General features: G+C 69.1%; 20 protein-coding genes and 1 riboswitch. Of the genes, 12 read left to right on the top strand and 8 right to left on the bottom strand.

Annotation, left to right across the window (positions count from 1 at the left end; all coding sequences use genetic code 11):
- Nucleotides 1-47: 47 nt before the first annotated feature.
- Both M2165_RS20100 and M2165_RS20095 read right to left on the bottom strand, forming a co-directional pair.
- The gene (locus M2165_RS20100; RefSeq protein WP_280816348.1) at nucleotides 48-2915 is read right to left on the bottom strand and encodes a DUF349 domain-containing protein; all 2868 of its coding nucleotides are present in this window, start codon (nucleotides 2913-2915) and stop codon (nucleotides 48-50) included.
- 157 nt (nucleotides 2916-3072) lie between these two features.
- Nucleotides 3073-6897, bottom strand: a complete 3825-nt coding sequence (locus M2165_RS20095) for a DUF748 domain-containing protein (RefSeq protein ID WP_280816347.1) — start codon at nucleotides 6895-6897, stop codon at nucleotides 3073-3075.
- A 581-nt stretch (nucleotides 6898-7478) separates the two neighbouring features.
- On the opposite strand from M2165_RS20095, the gene M2165_RS20090 reads away from it, so the two are divergent.
- The 3 genes from M2165_RS20090 to nrdR all read left to right on the top strand — a co-directional run bounded on the left by M2165_RS20090 (nucleotide 7479) and on the right by nrdR (nucleotide 10268).
- Nucleotides 7479-8336: a lytic transglycosylase domain-containing protein gene (locus M2165_RS20090; protein ID WP_280816346.1), complete on the top strand. Its 858-nt coding sequence runs from the start codon at nucleotides 7479-7481 to the stop codon at nucleotides 8334-8336.
- A gap of 41 nt (nucleotides 8337-8377) precedes the next feature.
- Nucleotides 8378-8504, top strand: a riboswitch (ZMP/ZTP riboswitch).
- A gap of 41 nt (nucleotides 8505-8545) precedes the next feature.
- A complete protein-coding gene (gene glyA / locus M2165_RS20085; protein ID WP_280816345.1) occupies nucleotides 8546-9790 on the top strand; it encodes a serine hydroxymethyltransferase in 1245 nt (414 codons plus the stop codon).
- Nucleotides 9791-9824: 34 nt separating this feature from the next.
- On the top strand, nucleotides 9825-10268 hold the full coding sequence (nrdR, locus tag M2165_RS20080) for a transcriptional regulator NrdR (RefSeq protein WP_057594475.1): 444 nt from the start codon (nucleotides 9825-9827) through the stop codon (nucleotides 10266-10268).
- A gap of 15 nt (nucleotides 10269-10283) precedes the next feature.
- On the opposite strand, the gene M2165_RS20075 is transcribed toward nrdR, so the two are convergent.
- The 6 genes from M2165_RS20075 to M2165_RS20050 all read right to left on the bottom strand — a co-directional run bounded on the left by M2165_RS20075 (nucleotide 10284) and on the right by M2165_RS20050 (nucleotide 16732).
- The gene (locus tag M2165_RS20075; RefSeq protein ID WP_280816342.1) at nucleotides 10284-10745 is read right to left on the bottom strand and encodes a type IV pilin protein; all 462 of its coding nucleotides are present in this window, start codon (nucleotides 10743-10745) and stop codon (nucleotides 10284-10286) included.
- Between the two features lie 18 nt (nucleotides 10746-10763).
- Nucleotides 10764-13922 (bottom strand): PilC/PilY family type IV pilus protein, encoded by a 3159-nt coding sequence (locus M2165_RS20070; protein ID WP_280816341.1) that lies wholly within the window; start codon nucleotides 13920-13922, stop codon nucleotides 10764-10766.
- Nucleotides 13923-14182: 260 nt separating this feature from the next.
- Nucleotides 14183-14875, bottom strand: coding sequence for a PilX N-terminal domain-containing pilus assembly protein (locus tag M2165_RS20065; RefSeq protein ID WP_280816340.1), 693 nt, complete (start codon nucleotides 14873-14875; stop codon nucleotides 14183-14185).
- Nucleotides 14872-15675: a PilW family protein gene (locus M2165_RS20060; protein WP_280816339.1), complete on the bottom strand. Its 804-nt coding sequence runs from the start codon at nucleotides 15673-15675 to the stop codon at nucleotides 14872-14874. Before M2165_RS20060 ends, M2165_RS20065 begins: the two co-directional genes overlap by 4 nt.
- A complete protein-coding gene (gene pilV, locus M2165_RS20055) occupies nucleotides 15672-16211 on the bottom strand; it encodes a type IV pilus modification protein PilV (protein ID WP_280816338.1) in 540 nt (179 codons plus the stop codon). The genes M2165_RS20060 and pilV overlap by 4 nt, the downstream gene beginning before the upstream one ends.
- Nucleotides 16196-16732 carry a GspH/FimT family pseudopilin gene (locus tag M2165_RS20050; protein ID WP_280816337.1) on the bottom strand — a complete coding sequence of 179 codons (537 nt, stop codon included), beginning with the start codon at nucleotides 16730-16732 and terminating at the stop codon, nucleotides 16196-16198. Before M2165_RS20050 ends, pilV begins: the two co-directional genes overlap by 16 nt.
- A 203-nt stretch (nucleotides 16733-16935) precedes the next feature.
- On the opposite strand from M2165_RS20050, the gene ribD reads away from it, so the two are divergent.
- From ribD to M2165_RS20005, 9 genes are read left to right on the top strand one after another with little or no spacing between them, the layout of a single operon-like run.
- Nucleotides 16936-18054 (top strand): bifunctional diaminohydroxyphosphoribosylaminopyrimidine deaminase/5-amino-6-(5-phosphoribosylamino)uracil reductase RibD, encoded by a 1119-nt coding sequence (gene ribD / locus M2165_RS20045; protein ID WP_280816336.1) that lies wholly within the window; start codon nucleotides 16936-16938, stop codon nucleotides 18052-18054.
- A gap of 54 nt (nucleotides 18055-18108) precedes the next feature.
- Entirely contained in the window at nucleotides 18109-18774 is a 666-nt protein-coding gene (locus tag M2165_RS20040) for a riboflavin synthase (protein ID WP_280816335.1), read from the top strand.
- Nucleotides 18771-19928, top strand: coding sequence for a bifunctional 3,4-dihydroxy-2-butanone-4-phosphate synthase/GTP cyclohydrolase II (gene ribBA, locus M2165_RS20035; RefSeq protein ID WP_280816334.1), 1158 nt, complete (start codon nucleotides 18771-18773; stop codon nucleotides 19926-19928). The genes M2165_RS20040 and ribBA overlap by 4 nt, the downstream gene beginning before the upstream one ends.
- A gap of 15 nt (nucleotides 19929-19943) precedes the next feature.
- Nucleotides 19944-20405, top strand: a complete 462-nt coding sequence (gene ribH / locus M2165_RS20030; protein ID WP_280816333.1) for a 6,7-dimethyl-8-ribityllumazine synthase — start codon at nucleotides 19944-19946, stop codon at nucleotides 20403-20405.
- Nucleotides 20402-20947 carry a transcription antitermination factor NusB gene (nusB, locus tag M2165_RS20025; RefSeq protein WP_280816332.1) on the top strand — a complete coding sequence of 182 codons (546 nt, stop codon included), beginning with the start codon at nucleotides 20402-20404 and terminating at the stop codon, nucleotides 20945-20947. The genes ribH and nusB overlap by 4 nt, the downstream gene beginning before the upstream one ends.
- A gap of 52 nt (nucleotides 20948-20999) precedes the next feature.
- On the top strand, nucleotides 21000-22187 hold the full coding sequence (locus M2165_RS20020) for a pyridoxal phosphate-dependent aminotransferase (protein ID WP_280816331.1): 1188 nt from the start codon (nucleotides 21000-21002) through the stop codon (nucleotides 22185-22187).
- Nucleotides 22184-22621: a tol-pal system-associated acyl-CoA thioesterase gene (ybgC, locus tag M2165_RS20015; protein WP_280816330.1), complete on the top strand. Its 438-nt coding sequence runs from the start codon at nucleotides 22184-22186 to the stop codon at nucleotides 22619-22621. Before M2165_RS20020 ends, ybgC begins: the two co-directional genes overlap by 4 nt.
- A gap of 16 nt (nucleotides 22622-22637) precedes the next feature.
- Nucleotides 22638-23357, top strand: a complete 720-nt coding sequence (gene tolQ / locus M2165_RS20010; protein ID WP_280816329.1) for a protein TolQ — start codon at nucleotides 22638-22640, stop codon at nucleotides 23355-23357.
- Nucleotides 23358-23372: 15 nt separating this feature from the next.
- A complete protein-coding gene (locus tag M2165_RS20005) occupies nucleotides 23373-23810 on the top strand; it encodes a biopolymer transporter ExbD (RefSeq protein ID WP_280816328.1) in 438 nt (145 codons plus the stop codon).
- Nucleotides 23811-23812 lie beyond the last annotated feature (2 nt).

Raw genomic sequence — 23812 nt, 5'->3', positions numbered from 1 at the left:
AGGCGCCCATCGGGCGCCTTTGTCGTTGCAGCGCGGCGAAGGCCTGCTTACTTGCGCAGCAGGGCCTTCAGCGCGTTCTGCAGGCGGCGTGCGCTCGCGGGATCGTGCGGCGCGGCCAGCACCTTGCCGGCATCCTGGCCCCAGGTCTGTGCCGGCGTCGGATCGCCGCGCTTGGTGAGCAGCTTGAGTTGCAGCGCGCGGCGTGCGTCGAGCTGCTCGGCCGGGGTCGGCACCTCGGCCGCCATTTCGAGCCGCAGCAGCGCTTCGGCGGCTTCGTCGGCGGCCGCCTTGGGCGCCGCGCCGAGCGCCTGCGACCAGCCGCTGCGCACCGCGGGCGTCACCGCGCGGCCCAGTTCCTGCACGCTCGGCAGCCGCGAGGCATCGCGCTGCTCCCAGGCGCCGAGCACCTGCGTGAGCGCTTCGCCATGCGCCTGCGCCGCGAGCTTGCGCAGCGCGAGGTCGGCACGCTCGAGCGCCTCGCGCTGGGCGCGGAAGGCCGCATCGCCGAGGCGCGGACCGCGGTCCTCGAAACGCGGCGGCCGGTCGCCGAAACGCCCGCCCGGCGCGCCGCGATCGCCACCACGCGCATCGCCGCGCGGTGCGCCGCGGTCGCCCGCGCGGCCCGGACCGCCGGCGCCCGGACGGCCACCGTCGCGGCGATCGCCGAAACGGCCGCCGGCACCGCGGCCTGCGGGTGCGGCTTCGGTCTTGCGACTGCCGGGGCGGTCGTCGCCGCGCATGGCGACCACGGGCTTCGGAGCCGGCTTCGGCGGTGCCTTGGCTTCCTCGGATCCCGCGGGCTCGGCGGCGTCGTGCGCGCCGCTGTCGGCGCGCGCGGAGGCATCGGCACCATCGGCGGGCGCCACCAGGTCGACGCTCGCGGCGGGTGCGGGCGCGACGGGCGTGCCGGGCTGGGCCTCGGCATCGCCCGGCGCGGGCGCCTGCTCGGCGCTCTCGCCGAACTCGGCAGCGGCTTGGCCGGGTGCCACCACCTCGGTGGCGCCGACCGGCGGGCCGTCGTTCGATGCAGCAGCTGCGGGCCTGGCGGCGGCCGGTGCCGGCGGCGGCACCTCGCCGCGCACCGCGGCTTCGAGGCGCGCGACGGCGGCGCGGATCTTCTGCGCGTCGCCCTCGGCATTGGCGGCATCGAGGGCCTTGGAGGCCTCGAGCACATGGCGATCGTGTTCGCTCATCGCGGCCGAGGCCTTCTCGCGCTCGGCCGTCTTGCGGTTGAAGGCTTCGTCGATGGGGGCGCGGAAGGCGTCCCACAGCTTCTGTTCATGGCGCCGGTCGAGCGGCACGCTCTGCGCCTCGGCCTGCCAGCGCTGCTGCAGCGACTTCACGGCATCGATGCGCAGCACCGGCTGCGCGCCCAGCTCCGTCGCCTCGGCGATCATGGCCTGGCGCCGCTCGATGCTGGCCTTCTGCGCCGCATCGACGGGCGCGCGCGCAGCGCCGAACACCTCGTTCCATTGCGGTTGCAGTTCGGCGAACACCTTCTCGCCCACGTGGCCCGCTTCGCGCCAGCGGTCGGCGAACTGATGCAGCGCGCGGTTGTGCGCCTTCAGGTCGGTGGGCTGTGAATTGGCGGCGGCCCAGGCGCGGACCTCCTCGATCAGCGCCACGCGGTGGGCGCGGTGCTCGGCCGCGTCGGCGCGCACCTTCTCGAGCCATGCCTCGACCACCTTGTGGGCTTCGTTGCAGGCCTCGTCGAAGCGCTTCCACAGCGCATGGTTCGGCACGCCGCCCTGGTCGGCCTGCTTCCACTGGTCGCGCAGCGAGCGCAGCGTTTCCTGCATCTTGCGGCCGCCGAGTGCCTGGCCCTCGGGCCGCTTGAGCAGGCCTTCGGCCTTGGCGACGAGGTCTTCGCGCACCTTGTCGGCGCTCCAGCGCTGCCAGCCTTCGAGCTCGCCGGCCGCGACCAGCGCCGCATGCACGCGGGCTTCGAGCGCTGCGTCGACCAGCTTGCCGTGTTCCTTCAGCACCGCGCGCAGCGCGGCGGCGGCGCCGGCGCTCGCCTTGCCGTGGCCTTCGGCGGTTTCCTGCTCGAGCTTGGCGAGCGCTGCCAGAACGGCCTCCTGCGCGGCGGCGCGCACGGCCGGATCGACCTTGGGCGCCGCGGGCTTGGGCGGCGCCGCCTTGGGTGCGACCACCTCGCCGCGCGCGGCGCGCAGCTCGTCGGCCCAGACCGGCACCGGCGGCAGCGGCGCGGCCGCGTCGGCCGCTGCCGCCTGGGCCTGCGCGAGGGCGGCGTGGAAGGCATCGGACACGACGAGCAGCTGGGCCTTGGAGGCTTCGAGCTGCGGCGCGAAGCGGGCGTCGAGGCTGCCCCAGTTGGGATCGGCGGTGATCTCGTCCGCCTGCTGCTGCCAGTGGCCGACGTCGGTGCGCAGCGACTCCTCGGCCGTCTGGGCATCCTGCCAGCCCTTGGTCGACAGCACTTCGAAACGCTGCGCCAGCAGCACGGCGGCTTCGCGGTGCACCTGCGCGCGGTGCTGCAGGTCTTCGATGCCCTTGACGCGTTCGGCGAGCTGCACCTTGAAGCCCGCGAGCGGTTCGCGCGAGAGCGGCGCGCCGGCTTTGGCGGCGTCGCGCTGCCAGGCGAGCGCATCGGCGATGTTGAGCTTGGCCTGCGCCAGCAGCGCCTGGGCCTTCTGCGCCCATTCGGCGGCGATCGCCTCCTGGCCTTTGGCACGCTTGAGTTCGTCGAGTTTTTCGCGCAGCAGGCGCGCCGCGCCCTTGTCGCGACCGCTCAGCTCCTTGAAGACTTCCTGCATCTGCTCGGGCGCGGGATTGCCCGCGAGCCATTCGCGGATGCGCGCGGCGCGCTCGCCGGAGGTGGGCGCGGTGAAGGCGCCGCCGGTGAGCGTGTCGAGGGCCTGGAGGTCGTTGGGCTTGGAAGAAGTAGAGGTCACTTGCGCGAAGTCGTTGTCTTGAAGAGAGAAAGCGAAGGCGCCGGCAGAGGCCGGCGCACATCGACATTTTCACCCACTTGGGGCGGGTGGTTGAATTCCATGCCGCAACTGCAGCCAAAAGTCGGCCGATCGTGGCCGACCGCGGCTTCTCTGCCGGCTATTTCATGGCCAGATCGAGCTCGGCCCCGGGCTTCCAGTCGGTGCCCGTGGCCCTGGTCTTGACCGCGCCGAGGAACAGGCGCTCGCTCGGGAGCTTCTGGGCCAGCAGGTAGTCGCGCACCGCGGCGCCGCGTTCCACGGCCAGCTGGCGCATCGACTCCTCGTCCACCGGAATGCTCGCGAGCAGCAGGTTTTCCATCTCCTTCACCGGCAGGTCCTTGGTCAGGCCGACCATGTTGCGCGGCTTGGTGATGTCGGCGCGCTTGTAGACGGCGGTCAGCAGCTCGGGGTATTCGGCATCGGTGACCGGCGGCACGTCGGTGCCGGCCTGGCCGCCGCGCACCGCGATGCGCCGCTTCTCGGCCTGGGCGAGCTGGCGCAGGCGCTGGCGCTGGTAGGCGTCGCGCTCGCGCTCCAGGCTGGCGGTGCCGACCACGGTCATCTGCAGCGTGGGACGGTCGGTCAGCGCCTTGGCGACCTTGTCGAGGCTCTGCCGGGCCGCATCGCCGAGCACGGCGCTGCCGGGCTCGAAGGCGATGGTGCTCGACTCGCCGCTGCCGCCGCCCAGCCCGCCCGTCAGCAGGCTGAACGGCGCCGTCACCGCCTTGACGATCAGATTGACCACCGCCTTGAAGATCAGCGGGCCGATGCTGAACTGCGGATCGTTGAGCGAGCCGCTGAGCGGCAGGTCGACGTCGATGACGCCGTTGCGGTCGGCCAGCAGCGCCACCGCGAGGCGCACCGGCAGGCTGTTGGGCGCGCCCTGCACTTCCTCGCCGAACTGCAGCTGGTTGAGCACCAGCTTGTTGGTGGCCGTGAGCTGGCCATCGGGCGCGACCTTGTAGTTGACGTCCATGCTCATCTTGCCGCGCTCGATGCCGTGACCCGCGTAGCGCACCGAATACGGCGAGAGCGGCGCCAGGTCGAGGTCGCGCATCTTCGCGGTGATGTCGAGTTCGAGCGGCTTGGCGAGCGGGTTGAGCTTGCCCGTGATCTCCAGCGCCGCCGTCTGCTGCGCCTTGCCGCGCAGCTCGAGGTCGGCGAGCGCCGGCCGGCCGCTCTCGCCCTTGGGCGGGTTCGACGAGAAGGCACTGAGCTTGCCGGTCAGCTCGCTCAGGTCGGCCGAGTAGTTGGGCTTGACGAACAGGTCGGTGAAATCGATCTTGCCGTTCACCAGGCTCATGGGACCGAAGTTGATGACGGGCTTCGGTCCGGGGTCGGCATCGGCGGGCGCAGCGGCCACCGGCGCGGGCGCCGCGGTCGCGGCCTCGGGAGCCCCGCCCACCATGGCTTCGGCCGAGACCGGCGTGCCGGCCGAACGCTGCTGCGGCTGCGTCGGCCCGCGCGTGGTGGTCGTGGTGCCGCCCAGGCCGCGGCGCGAGCGGGTTTCGGCGGCGGCGGCCGTGGCGGCGTTGGCCTCGGCCTCGCCCTTCTTGGTCAGGCTCAAGAGGTTGAGCTGACCGTTGGGGTCGACGATGACGCGGGCGAAGAAATCGGTCAGCGTGGTCTCGCGCACGTCGACCGTGGGCGCCGCGTTGGGCGCCAGGCCCACCTGCAGGCCGCGCAGGCTCAGCGTCTTCCAGCTCAGCAGCTGGTTGTTGCTGCGGTCGAAGCCGGGCGACTGCGTCAGCGAGACGCTGTTCGCGCGGAAGTCGTCGAGGGCGGTGTCGCCCGCGAGCCTGAGGCTCATGCCGGCCGGCGCGCTCGCGTAGTTCACGGTGCCGCGGTAGCTCACGAAGGCACGCCGGATGTCCACGTTGAGCGCATCGGCGTAGTAGGCCTTGAACGCGTGGGCCGGGAACGAGGCCACTTCGAGCCGCCCCTCCGCGGCCAGCGGCTTCAGCACGACGTGGCCCTTGTAGTCGAAGCGCCCCGGATCGGCCCGCCGCCCCGCACCGATGCGACCCGACACCTGCAGCGGCGACTTTGCGGCCGTCTCGGGCGCGAGCTTCTGGGCCTCGAGCTTGAAGGCGGTGATCTCGACCGCCACCGGCGTGGCGCTGGCCTTGTCCGCATAGGACAGCGTGCCGTTGGCCACGGCCAGCGTGCCGATCGTCAGCGCCCACGGCTTGGTGTTGGCGCCCGGCGGGGCCGCCGCGGGGCCCGCGGCCGCGGGCTTGGGCGCGGCCACCTTGGCCTCGGCCGTGGCGCCGCCGGCCGGCGTCTTGAGCCAGCGCTCGAACATCCAGCGCTTCTCGCTGTCGCGCTCGATGTGGATCTTGGGATCGGTGGCGGTGAACGAGGCCACGTCGAGCGTGTGCTTCGTCATGTCGGCCTCGGCGTCGATCAGCTCGAAGCGGCCCACGCTCGCGAGCGCGGTCTTCTGCTGCGTGAGCGCCAGCCCGTCGGCGGCGAGGCGACGCGCCTTGAACTTGAGATGGGGTTCGGCCCAGGCGATGTCGATCTGCCCGCTGAGCTTGCCGTCGAGCGTGGGTTCGAGGCTGTGCGCAAGATAAGGCGCCGCGAGCGACAGCGGCAGCGCCTCGACCTCGGTCTGGACGTTGGCGACCTTGTCCGTGGCATCGCCCTTGAACTTGAGCGTTGCACCGGCGACGGCGGTGCTGCCGCTGAATTCGGCCGCCTTGTCCATCGGCCACGAAACGCCGGTGGCATCGACGCCGAGCGCGGTCAGCTGGACCGCGGCCGCGGGCTGCACGGTCTCGTCGCGCCAGCCGATGCGGCCGCCGGCGAGCGCGATCTTGTCGACCCGGACCTGGAGCTTCGGCTTCTCGGGCGCCTGGCCATTGGGCGCACTGGCGGCGGGCGCCGGGACGGCCGCCACCTTCTCGGCCGATCCGCTGGCCGGATCGGTGGCCAGCAGGTTGAGCTGGCCCTGCGCATCGCGCGCGACCGCGAGTTCCGGATTGGAAAGCGCCACCTCGCTCAGATGGAACACCGATTCGAGCGGACGCACGTCCGCCAGCGCCAGCTTCAGCGACTCGAAGGCCAGCAGGTCGCGGCCCCTGGCATCGCCGAGCTTGGCGCCATGGGCCTCCACGGTGCCGGTGATCTTGAGGCCGGCGGTTGCCGCCCGCTGGAAATCGATCTTCAGGTCGGCGTCCAGGCTGCCCGCCTGCAACTTGACCGGCAGGCCGCCCGGGATGTAACCGAGGTACGGCGCCAGGTCGAGCCCCTTGAACCGGACATGGGCATCGGTCTTGCGGCTTTCGGCGAAAGGCGTGGTGAGCGCGGCCGAATCGAACTTGCTGCCGTTGAGCGAGAACGCGAGCTTGGGCTCCGTGTTGATGTCGCGCTGGGAGGCGAGATTGCTCAGGAACGGCACCTTGAGCTCGAAATCGCGCAGCTCGTGCCTGCGCTTGACGCTCTGGTCGTCGAAATCGACCGCGCCGTGCGTGATGGCGATGTTGTAGATCGCGAAGCGCGCAGGCTCGGCCTTCGGATCGGGCGGCGGCCCGGCGGCGAGTCGCTGCAGGATGTCGTCGATGTCGTACTTGCCGTCGGCCAGGTGCGTGAGCAGGATCGCGGGCGACTCGACCGACACCGCATCGATCACCGGCGCGAGGCGCAGGATCGACTGCAGTTCCGCATCGGCATAGATGCGCTTGACCACCACCTGCGGCCGGGCGCCGTCGGCCGTGGCGATGCGCAGGTCGTTCAGCGCCAGTTCGAGCGTCCAGGGCTTGAAGTCGATCTTGCCCACCGTGACCTGCCGGCCCAGTTTCTCGCTGGCGATCTTCTGGAGCTGGCTTTTAGCGATCGGCGGGACGGCGAGCCAGGCAACAAGCCAGAGGCCCAGAAGAATCAGCAAGGCGACGATCCCACGTCGCAGCCATTTGTTTTGCCTGAGCGAAGCTGCATCCATCGCGGGAGTGTGCCGCAAAGAAGTGCAAGCAAAGAAACAAGAAAGCCCGGTAACGCGACGTTATGTCTTGTTACCGGGCCTGATGGCGGGCACGAGACCCATGCCATCGTTTCGTCGACCGGAAGTCAATGGTTCCTGCCGAACTGGCAGCAAGAGATTGCCGCCGTGGATCCTCCATCGTTCGAGCCCTTGACTTGCACCTCGGGTCGACTGACTTCGGAAAGCCGCCTGAGAACTCAGGCGGGATCCAGATTAGGCGCCCCGGCGGGCCATTGCAATGGTCACCTATCAGGGATTTCACTAGGACATTGTTTAATCTTGTAATAGCATAAAGATCGAGAACGTTATTCTTGACCGAGTATTTAGCCACGCTAGAATCCCGCCTGCTCCTGGCTGCCGAGACCCAGCAGGAGCCTCTTGAATCCGCCGCCGAATTCCCCCGGCTTGATCAGGTCGCCGCGCTCGCACCCCACCCCCTCCTCATGCGCGGAGCCTGATTCGTACCAATCCAAGCGCCGCCGCCTTCCTTCCATCGCCCGACCAGGCGCTGAGAACAGGTGCCGCATAAGAAAGGAAGAGCGATGAACAAGGCGTTCGATGCCACAGCCCGAGGGCTCCGGACTTTTCTGTCCGACGTGGCAGACGGCTTTTTTGAAATCACCCACAACGGCTTCGCCCTGGTCGGCCTGGCGATCGTCTTCGTGGTGCTGGCACTCGCGGCACGGCCCGACCTGCGCCAGACCGGCGAGCAACAGCTCATGGGCTGGCTGGAGTCGCGCAAGCCAGCGCCCGAAGCCACCGACCTGGAGCCGACCGCCATCGTGCGCACCACGGCCGCGAGCCCGGACGACCTGCCCAAGCAGCAGGCGGCCGTGGCCTACTGGCTCAGCAAGAAGTACCGCGTCGCGCCCGAGCCGCTGAGCGTGCTGGTGGCGGAGGCCTACAACCTCGGCAAGCGCACCAAGCTCGACCCGACGCTGATCCTCGCCATCATGGCCGTGGAATCGAGCTTCAACCCGTTCGCGCAGAGCCACGTGGGCGCTCAGGGCCTGATGCAGGTCATGACGCGCGTGCATGGCGACAAGTACGAAAGCGCGGGCGGCACCCTCACCGCCTTCGACCCGGTGACCAACATGCGCGTCGGCGTGAAGGTGCTGCAGGAGTGCATCTCCCGCGCCGGCTCGCTCGAGGGCGGCCTGCGCTACTACGTCGGCGCGGCCAATCTCGACGACGACGGCGGCTACGCGGGCAAGGTGCTGGCCGAGCGCGACCGACTGCAGCAGGTCGCCAATGGCCGCAATCCCTCGACCACCACCGTGGTGACGCCGCCCGTCGTGCGTGCGCAGGCCATCCCGGTCGCCGCGCCGCCCAAGTCCGAACAGCCTGCCGAGCCTGCGGCCGACCACCAGAAGGTCGCCCTGCTTTCGGACGTTTCCTGAGTCCCGCCCATGGCTGCGGCCATGGGGTGTGCGCTACACTTGGCGCCGTACGCGACTGGCGATAGGCGCAGCATCCTCCAAGATGCCACGCGCTGACGTGGAATACCACTGGGAAGCGTGCCGCCTGGCATCCAATCAGGCGTTCAGCCGTTCGCCTGGGCAGCCCTTGTTTGGTTGAAGAACAAGGACCTCGTCTTCAAAGGACTGCCATGTACCAACGCAACATCCTGGTCGAACAGACCGATCCCGAAATCTGGGCTGCCATCCAGGCCGAGCACGCGCGCCAGGAACACCACATCGAGCTGATCGCGAGCGAGAACTACGCCTCGCCGGCCGTGATGGCCGCACAGGGCTCGCAGCTCACCAACAAGTACGCCGAAGGCTATCCAGGCAAGCGCTATTACGGCGGCTGCGAGCACGTGGACGTGGCCGAGCAGCTCGCGATCGACCGCATCAAGCAGATCTTCGGTGCCGACGCCGCGAACGTGCAGCCGCACTGCGGCGCCTCGGCCAACGAGGCCGTGATGCTGGCCTTCCTCAAGCCCGGCGACACCATCATGGGCATGAGCCTGGCCGAAGGCGGCCACCTCACGCACGGCATGCCGCTCAACATGAGCGGCAAGTGGTTCAACGTGGTGAGCTACGGCCTGAACGAGAAGGAAGAGATCGACTACGACGCGATGGAGCGCAAGGCGCACGAGCACATGCCCAAGCTCATCATCGCCGGCGCCTCGGCCTATTCGCTGCGCATCGACTTCGAGCGCTTCGCCAAGGTGGCCAAGGACGTGGGCGCCATCTTCATGGTCGACATCGCCCACTACGCCGGCCTCGTGGCCGCGGGCGTGTACCCCAACCCGGTGCCGCATGCCGACGTGGTGACCTCCACCACCCACAAGAGCCTGCGCGGCCCGCGCGGCGGCATCATCCTGATGAAGTCGCAGCACGAGAAGGCCATCAACAGCGCCATCTTCCCGGGCCTGCAGGGCGGCCCGCTGATGCACGTGATCGCCGCCAAGGCCGTCGCGTTCAAGGAAGCGATGACGCCGGAGTTCAAGGCCTACCAGCAGCAGGTGGTCAAGAACGCCCAGATCGTCGCCGACACCCTCACGCAGCGCGGCCTGCGCATCGTGAGCGGACGCACCGAAAGCCACGTCATGCTGGTCGACCTGCGCGCCAAGGGCATCACCGGCAAGGAAGCCGAAGCCGTGCTCGGCAGCGCCCACATGACGATCAACAAGAACGCGATCCCCAACGACCCCGAGAAGCCGATGGTGACCAGCGGCGTGCGCATCGGCACGCCCGCCATGACCACGCGCGGCTTCAAGGACGAAGAGGCGCGCCTGACCGCGAACCTGATCGCCGACGTGCTCGAGAACCCGCGCGACGCGGCCAACATCGACGCGGTGCGCGCCAAGGTGCACGCGCTCACGAGCCGCTTCCCGGTCTACCGCTGATCGCCGCCGCCATCGCCAGCGAAGAGGTGGCCGCATGAAATGCCCTTTTTGCGGTCATCTCGAAACGCAGGTCGTCGAGACCCGCGTCTCGGAAGACGCCGACTTCGTGCGCCGGCGCCGCCAGTGCGGTGCCTGCGACAAGCGCTTCACCACCTACGAGCGGCCGGACGTCAACTTCCCGGTGGTGGTCAAGAAGGACGGCAGCCGCGCCGACTTCGACTCGACCAAAGTCCGCGCCTCGATGATGCTCGCGCTGCGCAAGCGCCCGGTCAGCATCGAGCAGATCGACAACGCCCTCCTGCGCATCGAGCAGAAGCTGCTGGCGAGCGGCCTGCGCGAGATCGAATCGACCAAGGTCGGCGAACTCGTGATGCGCGAGCTCAAGAAGCTCGACAAGGTGGCCTACGTGCGCTTTGCCTCGGTGTACCGCAGCTTCGAGGACGTGGACGAGTTCAGGCAGTTGCTGCGCGACATCTGAGGCGCGGCCGCCGGCTCAGCGGTCCCAGCAGGCCTGCATCTGCGCCGCCGAGGCCTCTGCGCCGGTGTTGGACAGTTTGGCGCCCTGGTGGTTGATCGAGAGCGTCCCGCAATCGTCGGCCGTCGATGCGCCCTGCGGCACCGCTTGCAGGACGTAGGTGGTCGCGGTTCTCGCCGCATATCCGATCCTGTAGCTCGCAGCGCCCGACGGCGGCGAACGTTGCAGCCCGGCCGGCAGGTCGACCGTCTCCGGCGGATACCGGCCGTTCGCCGTCATGTAGCGCTCGCTCCATTGCGCCGCCTGCAGCAGCTGCTGCTTGGCATCCGCGCGCTTCGCCCTCAGCACATAGCGCGTGTAGCTCGGGTAGGCGATCGATGCGAGGACGGCAATGACCGCGGCGACGATCATGAGTTCGATCAGGGTGAAGCCGTGCGCGTGGTCGGGCGCTTGCCTCCGGGCTGCGGTCTTCCTTTTCATGGCCATGACTCGATCCGCTCAATGGGGCAGGAACAGATCGCGCCAGCCGAAGCGCCGCACCACGTCCGGCCGCTTCGCGGTGAGGCAATCGCCTGCCGCGTTGCAGATCACGTCCACGTTCTTAGCATCGCCCGAGGGTCTGAAGACAATGTCGTCGCGGCCCGAACGATTGCGAAAGCCCAGGTAGGTGCCTGCGGCGGCGAAGTCGCCGTAGACGATGCCGTCGGGCGCCGCGCCACTGAAGAAATCCACCACCATCGTCCAGCCGTCGTCCGCCGTACCGGGCGTGCAATCGATCGAGTTGCTGGAGGCACCCGGGATGGTCGTCGAGAACAGGCCCACGCTGTTGCCGAGCACGTCGCCCGGATACACGATTCGCTCCTTGCTGCTTGGCAGCTGGACATACCAGCCGCGCTTGCCACTCGAACCTCCGTAGCTCACGCCGTTGTTCGATGCGGTACGGAATTCGGTATCGCCCTGCGCGACGGTCTTGTCTGCAATGGTCTGCTGGACCAGTTCGGTCCATGCCGCCGTGGCCGTGCCGGCGTTGGCGGGATCCCAGATGCCGTAGAGATACTGGGCGTGGGTGGTGCCTTCGTCACCCTCGGCAAACAGTCGCCCCGTACCGAAAACCACCATGTAGCCGCCCCTCGGGTGCCCGACCACCACCGGCGCAGCCGTGATGGGCTGCGTGGCACCGGATCTGAACAGCGGCACACCATCCAGTTTCGACGGGGTCGCGCTCGAACCCATGGTGGCTTTCCACTTGCTGCTCTCCGCGGCGCTGAGGTCGAACTTCCAGAGGTTTCCCAGAAGGTCGCCGGCATAGACAAGATCGATCTTGCCGTCACCGTTGCGGTCGACCGGCACCGGGGCCGAGAGCCCATTGCCGGTGTCCAGGTCCTGCCCGGGCGGCGCGGGAATCTTCAGGATCGACCTGTCACCGTCGAGATATTGGATCCAGAGCACCGCCCTTTCACTCGCGCTGTTGTAGCCGTTGCCCAGGATCACGGCCGTGCGGCCGTTGTTCAGCAACGCCACCTGCAAAGCCCGCCGCGAGAAGGAATCGACTGCAGGTTGCTGAAACTGGTGGCCGAGGTCTTCGTCGGCGAGCGCCGTCGTGTCGATCAAGGCCACTGCGGCAGCGCCGCTCTCGCGGATGTCTTGAGGCCATGTGACGTCGAGCACGAAGTACCCCTTGCCGCCCGCACCCAAGGTGCCAACGAGCAGGGACTTCCACTCTCCGGACTTGTCGGTGGCCGGAGCGCCTGGCTGCAGGTAGACGTCGGCGACGAAAGGACTGCCGTCGACGTAGTACCTGTGCTTGTAGCCGGACTCGCTGAGGGCCCGGAGGGGAGACTTCGCTGCCGTGCCGTAGAGACCTTCCGGCACGTAGGCGAAGACCTCCTTGCCGCCATCCGCTGCAACGTCGGTGCCGGCATTGAAGGCATGCAACATGCCGTCGTTGGCACCCACGTAGACCATCGGCGGGCGGGCGATCTTGGCGAACGCCGCATAGCCGTCGCGCGTGAAGCCGCTCCTGGGCTGGCCCGCGTACCAGACGCTGGAACCCACGATGTCGCCGAGCAGGTGGTCACGCCTGCGCAGCTTCTGGCCGGCAGCGCCCTCGTTGCTGCGATCACCGCGGAGAAAAGCGAGCACGGCCTGGCCGCGCGCGGTGCCTTCCGCTTTGGCATCGGCGGAGCCCGCGAGGGCCGCACGCTGCGCATCGCTCAGGCTGTCCCACCGAAACGGCACGCCAGAACCGATCACTGTGCCCGCGTCGGCCGTGCCCACCACGGTGCCCGAGAAGCTCAGCACCTGGCGATCGATGTCGTAGGCACCGGGCTGCGCCATGCGGGCGTCGAGCAGGGCACCCGCGGACCACAGGGGGGTGTCGGCCAGTTTGCCATCGCTTCCGAACCGAACAGCGTTGAGGGTGCCCGACCAGTTGGCCGTGTCATAGCCGGCCTGGTAGGTCGCCGTGTCCGCGGACACCTTCGACGCGCTGGCGGCGAGCGAGCTCAGCGGAGCGCTCGTGTTCGAGATGATCTGCGCGAGGATCGACTTGAATGCGTTATCGAGTGCCGCCTCGTTCACGGCTGGCGTGAAGCTGCCGCGGCTGTTGAGCGCCGCGTGCCAGAGATCCATGCGCAACGCCTCGAAGGTCAATGGATTTTCATGGTGGTAGCCGCCGGACCCGGTTTCGGACTTCCAACCCTGGAATCCGTTGCTGCCCGTGGCGCCGGGCAAGGTCCCGCTCAGCGGATCGGGCCAGGCGATCGAACCATCGACCAGACCCGCGTAGTCGCCGCTGTAGGTCGGTTGTGCTGCTGTTGCCGAAATGCGCGGTGCGCCGTTCCAGGACGAGGCGCTGCCGAAGCCGATGACGTAGGTGTTCAGATGCTGCCAGGTCGCCGGATCGTTCTTTGGATTCCAGTACCGGGATATCTTTTTCGCTCCTACAACCGTCTCCTGCGGCTCCTTGAACACCGGCTGGAGCCTGTCCGGCAAGTCGGGCTGCAGGTCGGTGGCCCAGTACTCGAAGGCCATGTCCGCCAGCGTGGGCCGGTATTCCGCCGTGGGCGTCCAGACGCCGGTCGGGGACTCCTTCCAACTTGTCACCCTGTTGACTGCACCCACGCCGTCCATGTACGGCGCGCGCGGCTCATACGTCGTGCCGTCGGGCAGGTCACGCCCCGTTCCATCCGCATTCCCGATCGGCGGCATGCCGAGCTGTTTGGGATTCCGCTGGAATCCGAACATGGTGTACTCGCCGTCCGTCATGAAGATGTGGAAGGATCTGCGGCAGCTCGACCGGGTGGCACCCTCCACGCCCGGATCGTCGGAATAGGGACTGAGTGGCCCTGTGGTCTTCATGTACTCCCCTGCGCGGGTCATCATCGCGTGCGACGGCGTGCGACCACCCCAGCCTAGGTCTGCGGCCCACGCCAGGAAGTTGGTCCGGTGGGCCGCGTCCAACGTGCGCATCCGGTTCGCGTTCGCAATGCCGTTGATCTTGCATTCGGTAGCGCCGAAAGGGGGCGGCGAGCTGCCGTCGGCGAAACCGACGCAGGTGTTCTTGTTCGGGATGGCGTTCATCTCCTGCCAGGCGAGGCGGATCCTGCCGTCGGGAATCTTCGCCTCCGTGAAGTTGTCCGCGATGGCCGCCTTCAACGCTCGCATCCCGGTTGGGTATTCCGGACCCGGCGGCCGGGTTGACGTTGCCATCCGACGCCAGCGACGAATAGCCCATGCTGGCCGAGTTGTCGATCGAGACGATCACATTCGGCGCCGGCTCCCTGACCGCGGCGTTGCGCGGCTCCTCGGCCAGTGGATACGGCGCGCATTGGGCACCGGCGTGCGCCAGGACCCATCCGCATGCCATGGCGCCTTTCGACAGCCGCGCGATGTTCATATGCCTGGTCTCCCTCTGCTCAATTCACATTCCTCACGGGATCCGGATCGAAGGCCATCTGCAGCACCACCCGCGTCCCCCCGGCCGTGCCCGCACTGCGCGCGCCCGTGGAAAGCGCCGTGATCCGGTAGAGCGGCCGGCTGTTCGGGCGGTCGATCACCTCGATCCAGTACCGGGTGTTCTCCAGCGCAAGGCTGCCTGCCTTGGGTGCGCCCGTGTACCTTCCATATGCGGTGTGCGCCTTGGCATGGGCGTCGCGTGTCCAGAACCCGTAGGCTTCGCTGCCGGAGGCGGCCGATGCCGACGCGGCGCCGGCGAAGAAGCAGATGCCCTGCGCGCAGCTGTTGTCGCCCTCCGCCGCGTAAACCGTCACGCCGCCGGTGTCCGCCTCAGGGAACACGCGGTCGATGCCGGGCTTGCGGCATGGCGAGGCGGCCAGCGCACTGCAGTGCACGTAGGTCTGCGTGGCGGGGTCGTAAGCCAGTTGCCGGATGTCCCGCTCCGCATCCACCAGCGCCGCCTCGGCCGCCTCGAAGGCGCGCTGGTACTCGCGCTGATTGCCGGCCATCGATTCGAGCAGCGCGGCAACGCGCGCGCCGCCGACGGCGAGCAGCGCCGACAGCAGCAGCATGACCACAACGATGAACAGCGAGAACCCGCGCTCACGCGGTTCAAGGGCATGAAGGTGGCGCGGGCGCTCGATGGGCTTCATTGGTTCCTCAGCGCGAACACCGCCGTGTAGACGCGCCGCAGCCTGCCGTCGCTGCCGGTCTGCACCTTGCCGTCGCAATCGGTGTAGCTGGCGTTCGGATTGGCACGCGAACTTCCCGCCAGTTGCAGGCACACGCGAACGGTACGCACCCCGGCGAAGTCGGTCACCCCATTGGCCGCGACATAGCGCACCACCGGCTCGCCGCCGCCCGCCCCCGCGATGCCGTACAGCACGTCGAAGCGCTCCACGCCGTCGATGATCGGCTGCGCGGCTTTGCCGCCGCTGCCCTTGCAGCGCAAGGTTCCGTTCATCACGGAGAACTCGCTGGTGATCAGCCGCACGTTCGACACGTTGGCCGGGTCGGCCGGGTCGTAGGTCTTGTCGCCGTCGCCCTTCGCTTTCTGACCGAGGCAATCGCGAAAGTAGTCGGGCGCCGGCGCATAGCCGACGACCAGCGTGTCGTTCACGGCGCCCTTCGGCGCCTCCTGGCCCTGGATGGCAAAGAAGGCGGGCGCGCCATCGAGGTTCGTCTTCAGGCGCACGTCGAAATACGACAGCGGCCCGCCCGGATCGATCGGCAGATAGCCGGCCTGGCGGATCTCCTGGCCCAGCAACCGCAACGCAAGCACCGAGGATTCGTTCAGGGTGTTGAGCTCGCCCACCGTCACGGCGGTGGCGCGCGTGCCGAGCAGGCTGGCGACGGCGGCCAGCATCACCAGCATGCCGATGATCAGCGCGACGAGAAACTCGATCAGCGTGAAGCCCGAGCGCGGCCGGCGGCGAAGGATGGTCCTGTTCATGGCTGAGGGACCGCAACGATGAGTTCCTGGCAGGTCTTGCCCTCCGGGCAGCCCCAGGCCGTGTCGGGCTGGACCGAGTAGAGGGCCGCGGGTTCGTCCCAGGCGACGTGCACGAACAGAAGCCCCCCGGCCGCGTCCCGGGATTGCACGTCCGCGAGCCCGCCCGGCAGCGCAGCGGCCACCCTGCGCTTCCAGGCCCACAGGTCCCACGCGGCGAGCTGGGCCGGATCGCAGAGTGCACCGGACGCGGCGCAGGAGGGGTCGGGCTCCTTCTCGGGTGCCGGCGAGAAGCCGGTCCTGTAGGGGCTCGCGGCCGTCGCCCCCTGCAGCGGATTGGCCCGAATGCGCTCGGCCATTTCGCCGGCCAGCCGTGCCGCGATGTTCTGGCTGCTCGCGCCCGAGCTGTCGGAGAGCACGCGCAGCTGGAGGCCGGCCAGTGCGAGCAGGCCGAAGGAGAGCAGCAGGATCGAGACAAGGGCTTCGATCATCGAGAACCCGCGCTGCCCCGCCGCGGCGCTGTTCAGGACGCGGGGCATTTCTCAACCCCGGTCGCGAGCAGGACACGGCCGCCGAGCGACATGCACACGACAGCCCTGCGCGGCGATGCCGGATTGGCGGCCGGAAAGAGCTTGAAACCCGCGGCGCTCGGCGTGTGGCCCATCGCGTCGAAGCTCAGGGCTCCGGAGGCGGTCCGCTCGACCTGAACCGCGCCGTCCGGGTCCTGCCGCCGGAGGACCTCCGTGTCCTTTCCGACCTCGACCACCGTCTCCCAGCCGCAGCTCCAATCGGTGCCGCCGCATTGCGCGCCGGGCTGGATGCGCACAGTGCGTCCGCGCCGGATGGCCTCGGAACGCGCGTGGCTCACGCTCGCGACCAGCGCCGTGGACAGGCGCTCGATGCGGTATCGCTCGACCAGTCCGCGAAATCCGGGCAGCGCCAGCCCGGCCATGACGGCCATCAGCACGAGGACGACCATCATCTCGACCAGCGTGAAACCCGCTGGCGATATGCAGGCGCCCCGGAACGCCCGCGCTTCCGCGCAGAATCCGTGATCCATCTTGTACGCTGCGCCCGCTCCGGACCTTGTGCCCGGGCCGACGCATCTCCCTGATTCAATGGACCGGAATCCTATTTTTTTCTTTTCCTTCGAGGGCCCGTGGCGCGACCGGCGGTGCGAACCATCGACCCGGCGGTCTTCGGCACACTCGGACCCGAAGGAAATTTTTCAGATGCATCCGTCGAGAAGAAGAGACGAAAAAAATGAAAGCTGAAAACGATCTCATGGCGCGTGCGCTCGATCTCGCGCGCCAGGCCGGCCCCGGAACCGACCCGAACCCGCGCGTCGGCTGCGTGCTGGCAGCGCCCGACGGCACCGTGCTCGGCGAAGGCCGGACCCAGCAGGTCGGCGGCCCGCATGCCGAGGTGATGGCGCTGCGCGACGCGGCGGCGCGCGGAAATTCGGTGGTCGGCGCCACGGCCTGGGTGACGCTCGAACCCTGCGCCCACCACGGCCGGACCGGCCCCTGCTGCGACGCACTGATCGCGGCCGGCGTCGGCCGGGTCGTGGCAGCGATGGCCGATCCCAACCCGCTGGTCGCGGGCCAGGGCTTCGAGCGGCTGCGCGCCGCAGGCGTCGCGGTCGAGGTGGGCGCCGGTGCCGACGCGGCACGGGAACTCAACATCGGCTTCTTCAGCCGCATGGTCCGCAAGACGCCGTGGCTCAGGCTCAAGGCCGCGGCTTCGCTCGACGGCAAGACCGCGCTGCGCAACGGGGTGAGCCAGTGGATCACCGGCGAGGCGGCGCGGGCCGACGGCCACGCCTGGCGCGCGCGCGCCAGCGCGGTGCTCACCGGCGTGGGCACGGTGCTCGAGGACGATCCGCGGCTCGACGTGCGGCTGGTGCCGACCACGCGGCAGCCGCATCTGGTGGTGGTCGACAGCCGGCTGCAGACGCCCCCCGATGCGCGCATCTTCGACGCGGGCCGCGCGGTCTGGATCTACGCCGCTACCGAGGACCGCGCCGCAGCTGCCGCGCTGGAGGCCCGCGGCGCCACCATCACCTGCCTGCCGAACGCACAGGGCAAGGTCGAACTCGCGGCGATGCTCGCCGACCTGGCCCGGCGCGAGGTCAACGAGCTGCACGTCGAGGCCGGCCACAAGCTCAACGGTTCGCTGCTGCGCGAGGGGCTGGTCGACGAGCTGCTGCTGTACCTGGCGCCGAAGCTCATCGGCGACGGCCTCGAGATCGCCTCGGGCATGCATCGGGGCGGCCCGCTCGCCGAGCTGGCGGGCGCGCTGCCGCTCGACTTCCGGTCGGTCGACCTGCTCGGACCGGACCTGCGGATCGTGGCGCGGGTCCGCGGCCGGGACGCTTTCTAGCGACCGAAGCCCCGGCCGGGCCGCCCCGGCCGGGATGTCTGCGAAAATACGCGGATGTTCACCGGAATCATCACCGGCGTGGGGCGCATCGCCGCCGTCCACGACCTCGGCCCCTCCCCCACCCACGGCAAGAGACTCACCATCGCCGCGCCCGGGGGCTACCTCGACGACGTCGGCCTCGGCGACAGCATCGCGCTCAACGGCGCCTGCATGACCGTGACCGGCCTCGACCTGGCAGAGCGGCAGTTCACCATCGACATCTCGGCCGAATCGCTCGACAAGACCGCGGGCCTGGTCGCGCAGGACGCGCGCATCAACCTCGAGAAGGCGCTGCGCGCGAACGACCGGCTCGGCGGCCACATCGTCTCGGGCCACGTCGACGGCATCGGCACCGTGAGCCGCTTCGCGCCGGTCGGCGAAAGCTGGGAACTGCGCGTGGTCGCGCCGCCCGCGCTGGCGCGCTTCCTGGCCTACAAGGGCTCGATCACCGTGAACGGCGTGAGCCTCACGGTCAACAGCGTGGCCGACATCGCCGACGGCGCCGAGATCAGCATCAACCTGATCCCGCACACCGTCGAGAACACCTCCCTCGGCAGCCTGCAGGCCGGCTCGAAGGTCAACCTCGAAATCGACACCGTGGCGCGCTACGTGGAGCGCATGCTCCAGGCCGGCGTGCTGGTGCCGCCCACTTCCACGTATTCCAAGGACACCGCCGAATGAACGCCTCCGTCACGCCCATCGGCGCAGCCTCCCGCGGCACGCGGGCACCCGCGCCGATCTCCCCGGTCGAGGAGATCGTCGCCGAGCTGGCCGCGGGCCGCATGGTCATCCTCGTGGACGAGGAAGACCGCGAGAACGAAGGCGACATCGTCATCGCGGCCGACCACATCACGCCCGAGGCGATCAACTTCATGGCGCGCCACGCGCGCGGCCTGATCTGCCTCACGCTCTCACGCGAGATGTGCGAGCGGCTGCAATTGCCGCCGATGGTGTCGCGCAACGGCGCCAAGCATTCGACCGCCTTCACCGTCTCGATCGAGGCCGCCGAAGGCGTGACCACCGGCATCTCGGCCGCCGACCGCGCGCGCACCGTGCAGGCGGCCGTGGCGCGCAACGCGGTCGCGAGCGACCTGGTCCAGCCGGGCCACATCTTCCCGCTGCAGGCGGTCGACGGCGGCGTGCTGATGCGCGCCGGCCATACCGAAGCCGGCTGCGACCTCGCGGCGATGGCCGGCTGCTCGCCCGCCTCGGTGATCTGCGAGGTCATGAACGAGGACGGCACCATGGCCCGCCTGCCGGACCTGCAGCTGTTCGCGGCCGAGCACGGGCTCAAGATCGGCACCATCGCCGCCCTTATCGAGCACCGCAGCCGGACCGAATCGCTGATCGAGAAGGTCGGCTGCCGCGAGATCCAGACCGCCTGGGGCAGCTTCACCGCCCATGCCTTCACCGACAAGCCGAGCCGCGGGGTGCACCTCGCGCTGGTGCGCGGCCGCTGGGCGCCCGAAGAAACCGTGTCGGTGCGCGTGCACGAGCCGCTGTCGGTGCTCGACGCGCTCGAGATCAACCGCTCGCTGCACTCGTGGAGCCTCGATGCCAGCCTCGCGCACATCGCGAAGGAAGACAAGGGCGTGGCGGTGCTGCTCAACTGCGGCGAGACCGGCGCCGAGCTGCTCGCCCAGTTCGACGGCACCGCCCGCCCCGCGCAGGCGCCCGAGCGCGGCCGCATGGACCTGCGCAGCTACGGCATCGGCGCGCAGATCCTGCGCGAATGCGGCGTGCACCGCATGAACCTGCTCGGCACGCCGCGCCGCATGCCGAGCATGGCGGCGGGCTACGGCCTCGAGATCGCCGGCTACCTCACCAAAGACTGACAACACGGACACGACATGCAAGGTGCAAACAAGGGAGCCAAGGCGCTCGACGGCAAAGGACTGCGCATCGGCATCGTGCAGGCGCGCTTCAACGCCGACATCACCGACGCGCTGGCCCACGCCTGCCTTTCGGAACTCGAGGCGCTCGGCGTGGCCGCCGCCGACATCCACCACGTGCAGGTGCCCGGCGCGCTCGAAGTGCCGGTCGCGCTGCAGGCCATGGCCGAGCGCGGCGGCTACCACGCGCTGGTGGCGCTGGGCTGCATCATCCGCGGCGAGACCTACCACTTCGAGCTCGTGGCCAACGAATCGGGCGCGAGCGTGAGCCGCATCGCACTCGACTACCGCCTTCCCATCGCCAACGCGATCCTCACCACCGAGAACCTCGAGCAGGCCGTGGCCCGCCAGACCGACAAGGGCCGCGACGCGGCGCAAGTGGCGGTCGAGATGGCGCAACTGCTGGCCTCCCTCCAATGACCGACGACCACAACGACAACAACAAGGCCGCCAGCGCCAAGCCGCGCCAGTCGCGCACCGGCCTCAAGAGCACGGGCGCGCGCAAGGCCTCGGCCAAGTCGAACCGCAGCCGCGCGCGCGAGTTCGCGCTGCAGGCGCTCTACCAGCATCTGGTGGGCCGCAACGACCCGACCGACATCGACCATTTCACGCGCGACCTCGCGGGCTTCCACAAGGCCGATGCCGCGCACTACGACGCGCTGCTCCACGGCTCGATCGAAAGCGCCGAGCAGCTCGACGCCCTCATCCGGCCGCTGCTCGACCGCAAGTTCGAGGAAATCTCGCCCATCGAGCATGCGGTGATGTGGATCGGCGCCTACGAGTTCCAGCACTGCCTGGACGTGCCGTGGCGCGTGGTGCTCAACGAATGCATCGAGCTCGCGAAGGAATTCGGCGGCACCGACGGCCACAAATACGTCAACGCGGTGCTCAACGGCCTGGCGCCGCAGCTGCGCGCCACCGAGGTCGAGGCCGACCGCGCCGCAGGCAAGGCCAGGACGTGAGGAGCGCCGCCCGGTCGCCCGAAGGCGCGCAGCGCCGCAGCCTGGGGGTGCGATGAGAATCTCGCAGCGCGCACAGCGCATCGAACCCTTCTACGTGATGGAGGTCGCCAAGGCCGCCGGCGCGCTCGCGCGCGAGGTGGCCCACACCGACCGGCCGATGATCTTCCTCAACATCGGCGAGCCCGACTTCACTGCGCCGCCGCTGGTGCAGGAAGCCGCGGCACGCGCGGTGCGCGCCGGCGCCACGCAGTACACGCAGGCCACCGGCCTGGAGCCGCTGCGCGAGCGCATCGCCGCCTGGTATGCGCAGCGCTTCGGCGTCGCGGTGCCGGCGCGGCGCATCGTGGTGACGGCCGGGGCCTCGGCGGCGCTGCAGCTCGCCTGCCTCGCGCTGATCGAGGCGGGCGACGAGATCCTCATGCCGGACCCGAGCTACCCCTGCAACCGCCACTTCGTGAGCGCGGCCGAGGGCAAGGCCGTGATGGTGCCGACCACGGCCGCGGAGCGCTTCCAGCTCACGGCCGACAAGGTCGAAGCCGCCTGGACCGCGAAGACGCGCGGCGTGCTGCTGGCCTCGCCTTCCAACCCCACCGGCACCTCGATCGCGCCCGACGAGCTGCGCCGCATCCACCGGCTGGTGTCGCAGCGCGGCGGCATCACCCTGGTCGACGAGATCTACCTCGGCCTCTCCTACGACGACGCCTTCGGCCACACCGCGCTCGCGATCGACGAGAACGTCATCAGCATCAACAGCTTCAGCAAGTACTTCAACATGACCGGCTGGCGCCTCGGCTGGCTCGTGGTGCCCGAGGCGCTGGTCCCGGTGGTCGAACGGCTGGCGCAGAACCTCTTCATCTGCGCGAGCACCGTGTCGCAGTACGCGGCGCTCGCCTGCTTCGAGGACGCGAGCATCGCCGAGTACGAGCGGCGCCGGGCCGAGTTCAAGGCGCGGCGCGACTGGTTCATCCCGCAGCTGAACGCGCTCGGCCTCACGGTGCCCGTGGTGCCCGACGGCGCCTTCTACGCCTGGGCCGACTGCACCCGCGTGGCGCAGCAGCTCGGCATCGAGGGCAGCTGGGACTTCGCCTTCGAGACCATGAAGCGTGCGCACGTCGCCGTCACGCCGGGCCGCGACTTCGGCAGCGCCGACACCTCGCGCTTCGTGCGCTTCTCCACCGCCAGTTCGATGGCGCACCTCGAGACGTCGATCGAACGCCTGCGGGCCATGATCGCGCAATGAGCTACGCCTTCCCGATCCGCGTCTACTGGGAGGACACCGACGCCGGCGGCATCGTGTTCTACGCCAACTACCTCAAGTTCATGGAGCGCGGCCGCACCGAATGGCTGCGCTCGCTCGGCGTGGAGCAGCGCAAGCTGCGCGAGCAAACCGGCGGCCAGTTCGTGGTGAGCGAGACCCAGCTCAAATACCATCGGCCTTCCCGGCTCGACGACGAACTGCTGGTGACGGCAGAACTCCGACAATTGGGAAGTGCATCATTGACAATCGGTCAGCAGGTGCTATCAAAAACAGAGCAAGAGCGGACGGGCGCAGCGGCACCCGTTCTGCTGTGCGAGGGAACGATCCGCATCGGCTGGGTGGATGCCGCCACCCTGCGCCCCGCGCGCATACCGGGCCAGGTGGCGGGAACCCTCGAGCGCCGCGCGGCTCCATGACTCAAACTTTCAAGCCATGAACCAAGACCTTTCCATCATCAATCTCCTGCTCCATGCGAGCTTCGTGGTGCAGCTCGTCGTGGCGCTGCTCGTGATCGTCTCGATCGCGAGCTGGGCCGCGATCATCCGCAAGTACTTCGCGCTGCGCCGCATGCGCGCGCTCAACGACGACTTCGAGCGCGAATTCTGGTCGGGCACCAGCCTCAACGAGCTGTTCGCCTCGGCCGCCCAGAACGCCAAGTTCGCGGGCCCGATGGAGCGCATCTTCGCCTCCGGCATGCGCGAATACCAGAAGCTGCGCGAGCGCCACGTGAGCGACCCCGGCACGCTGCTCGACGGCGCCCGCCGCGCCATGCGCGCGAGCTTCCAGCGCGAGCTCGACGCGGCCGAGCAGAACCTCTCGTTCCTCGCCACCGTCGGCTCGGTCTCGCCCTACGTCGGCCTGTTCGGCACGGTCTGGGGGATCATGCATGCCTTCACCGGCCTGGCCGCGCTCGCGCAGGTGACGCTCGCCACCGTGGCGCCCGGCATCGCCGAGGCGCTCGTGGCCACCGCGATCGGCCTGTTCGCCGCCATTCCGGCGGTGGTGGGCTACAACCGCTTCGCGCGCGAGATCGACAAGATCGCCATCGCCCTCGAGACCTACATCGAGGAGTTCTCCAACATCCTGCAGCGCAACCTGTCGGCCAACCCGGCCGCCGCGACGGCGGCCTCGGCCACGCCGGGCAGCCGCTGAGCGGAGTTCCAGCCCATGCCAGCCGTTTCATCCCGGGGCCGCGGCCGCCGCACGATCAACGAGATCAACATGGTCCCGTTCATCGACGTGATGCTGGTGCTGCTGATCATCTTCATGGTCACGGCGCCGCTGATCACGCCGAGCGTGATCAACCTGCCCTCGGTCGACCGCGCCAACAAGCAGCCCGACAAGCCGATCGAGATCGTCATCAAGAGCGACGACGAGGTGCAGATCAAGAAGGACCCGTCCACCGGCAGCGGCGGCACCTCGGTCCCGATGACACAGATCGGTTCCGCCGCGAAGACCGCGCAGGGCGGCGACGACCAGCGCCCGGTGGTCATCAGCGCCGACAAATCCGTCAAGTACGAAACCGTCGTGAAGGCGATGAACCAGCTCAAGCGCAGCGGCATCGAGCGCGTGGGCCTGTCCGTCACCACCACGGGCGGCAGATAAGG

The organism is Variovorax sp. TBS-050B (assembly GCF_029893635.1).
Lineage (GTDB): Bacteria > Pseudomonadota > Gammaproteobacteria > Burkholderiales > Burkholderiaceae_C > Variovorax.
This window is presented reverse-complemented; position numbering and strand designations above follow the sequence as displayed.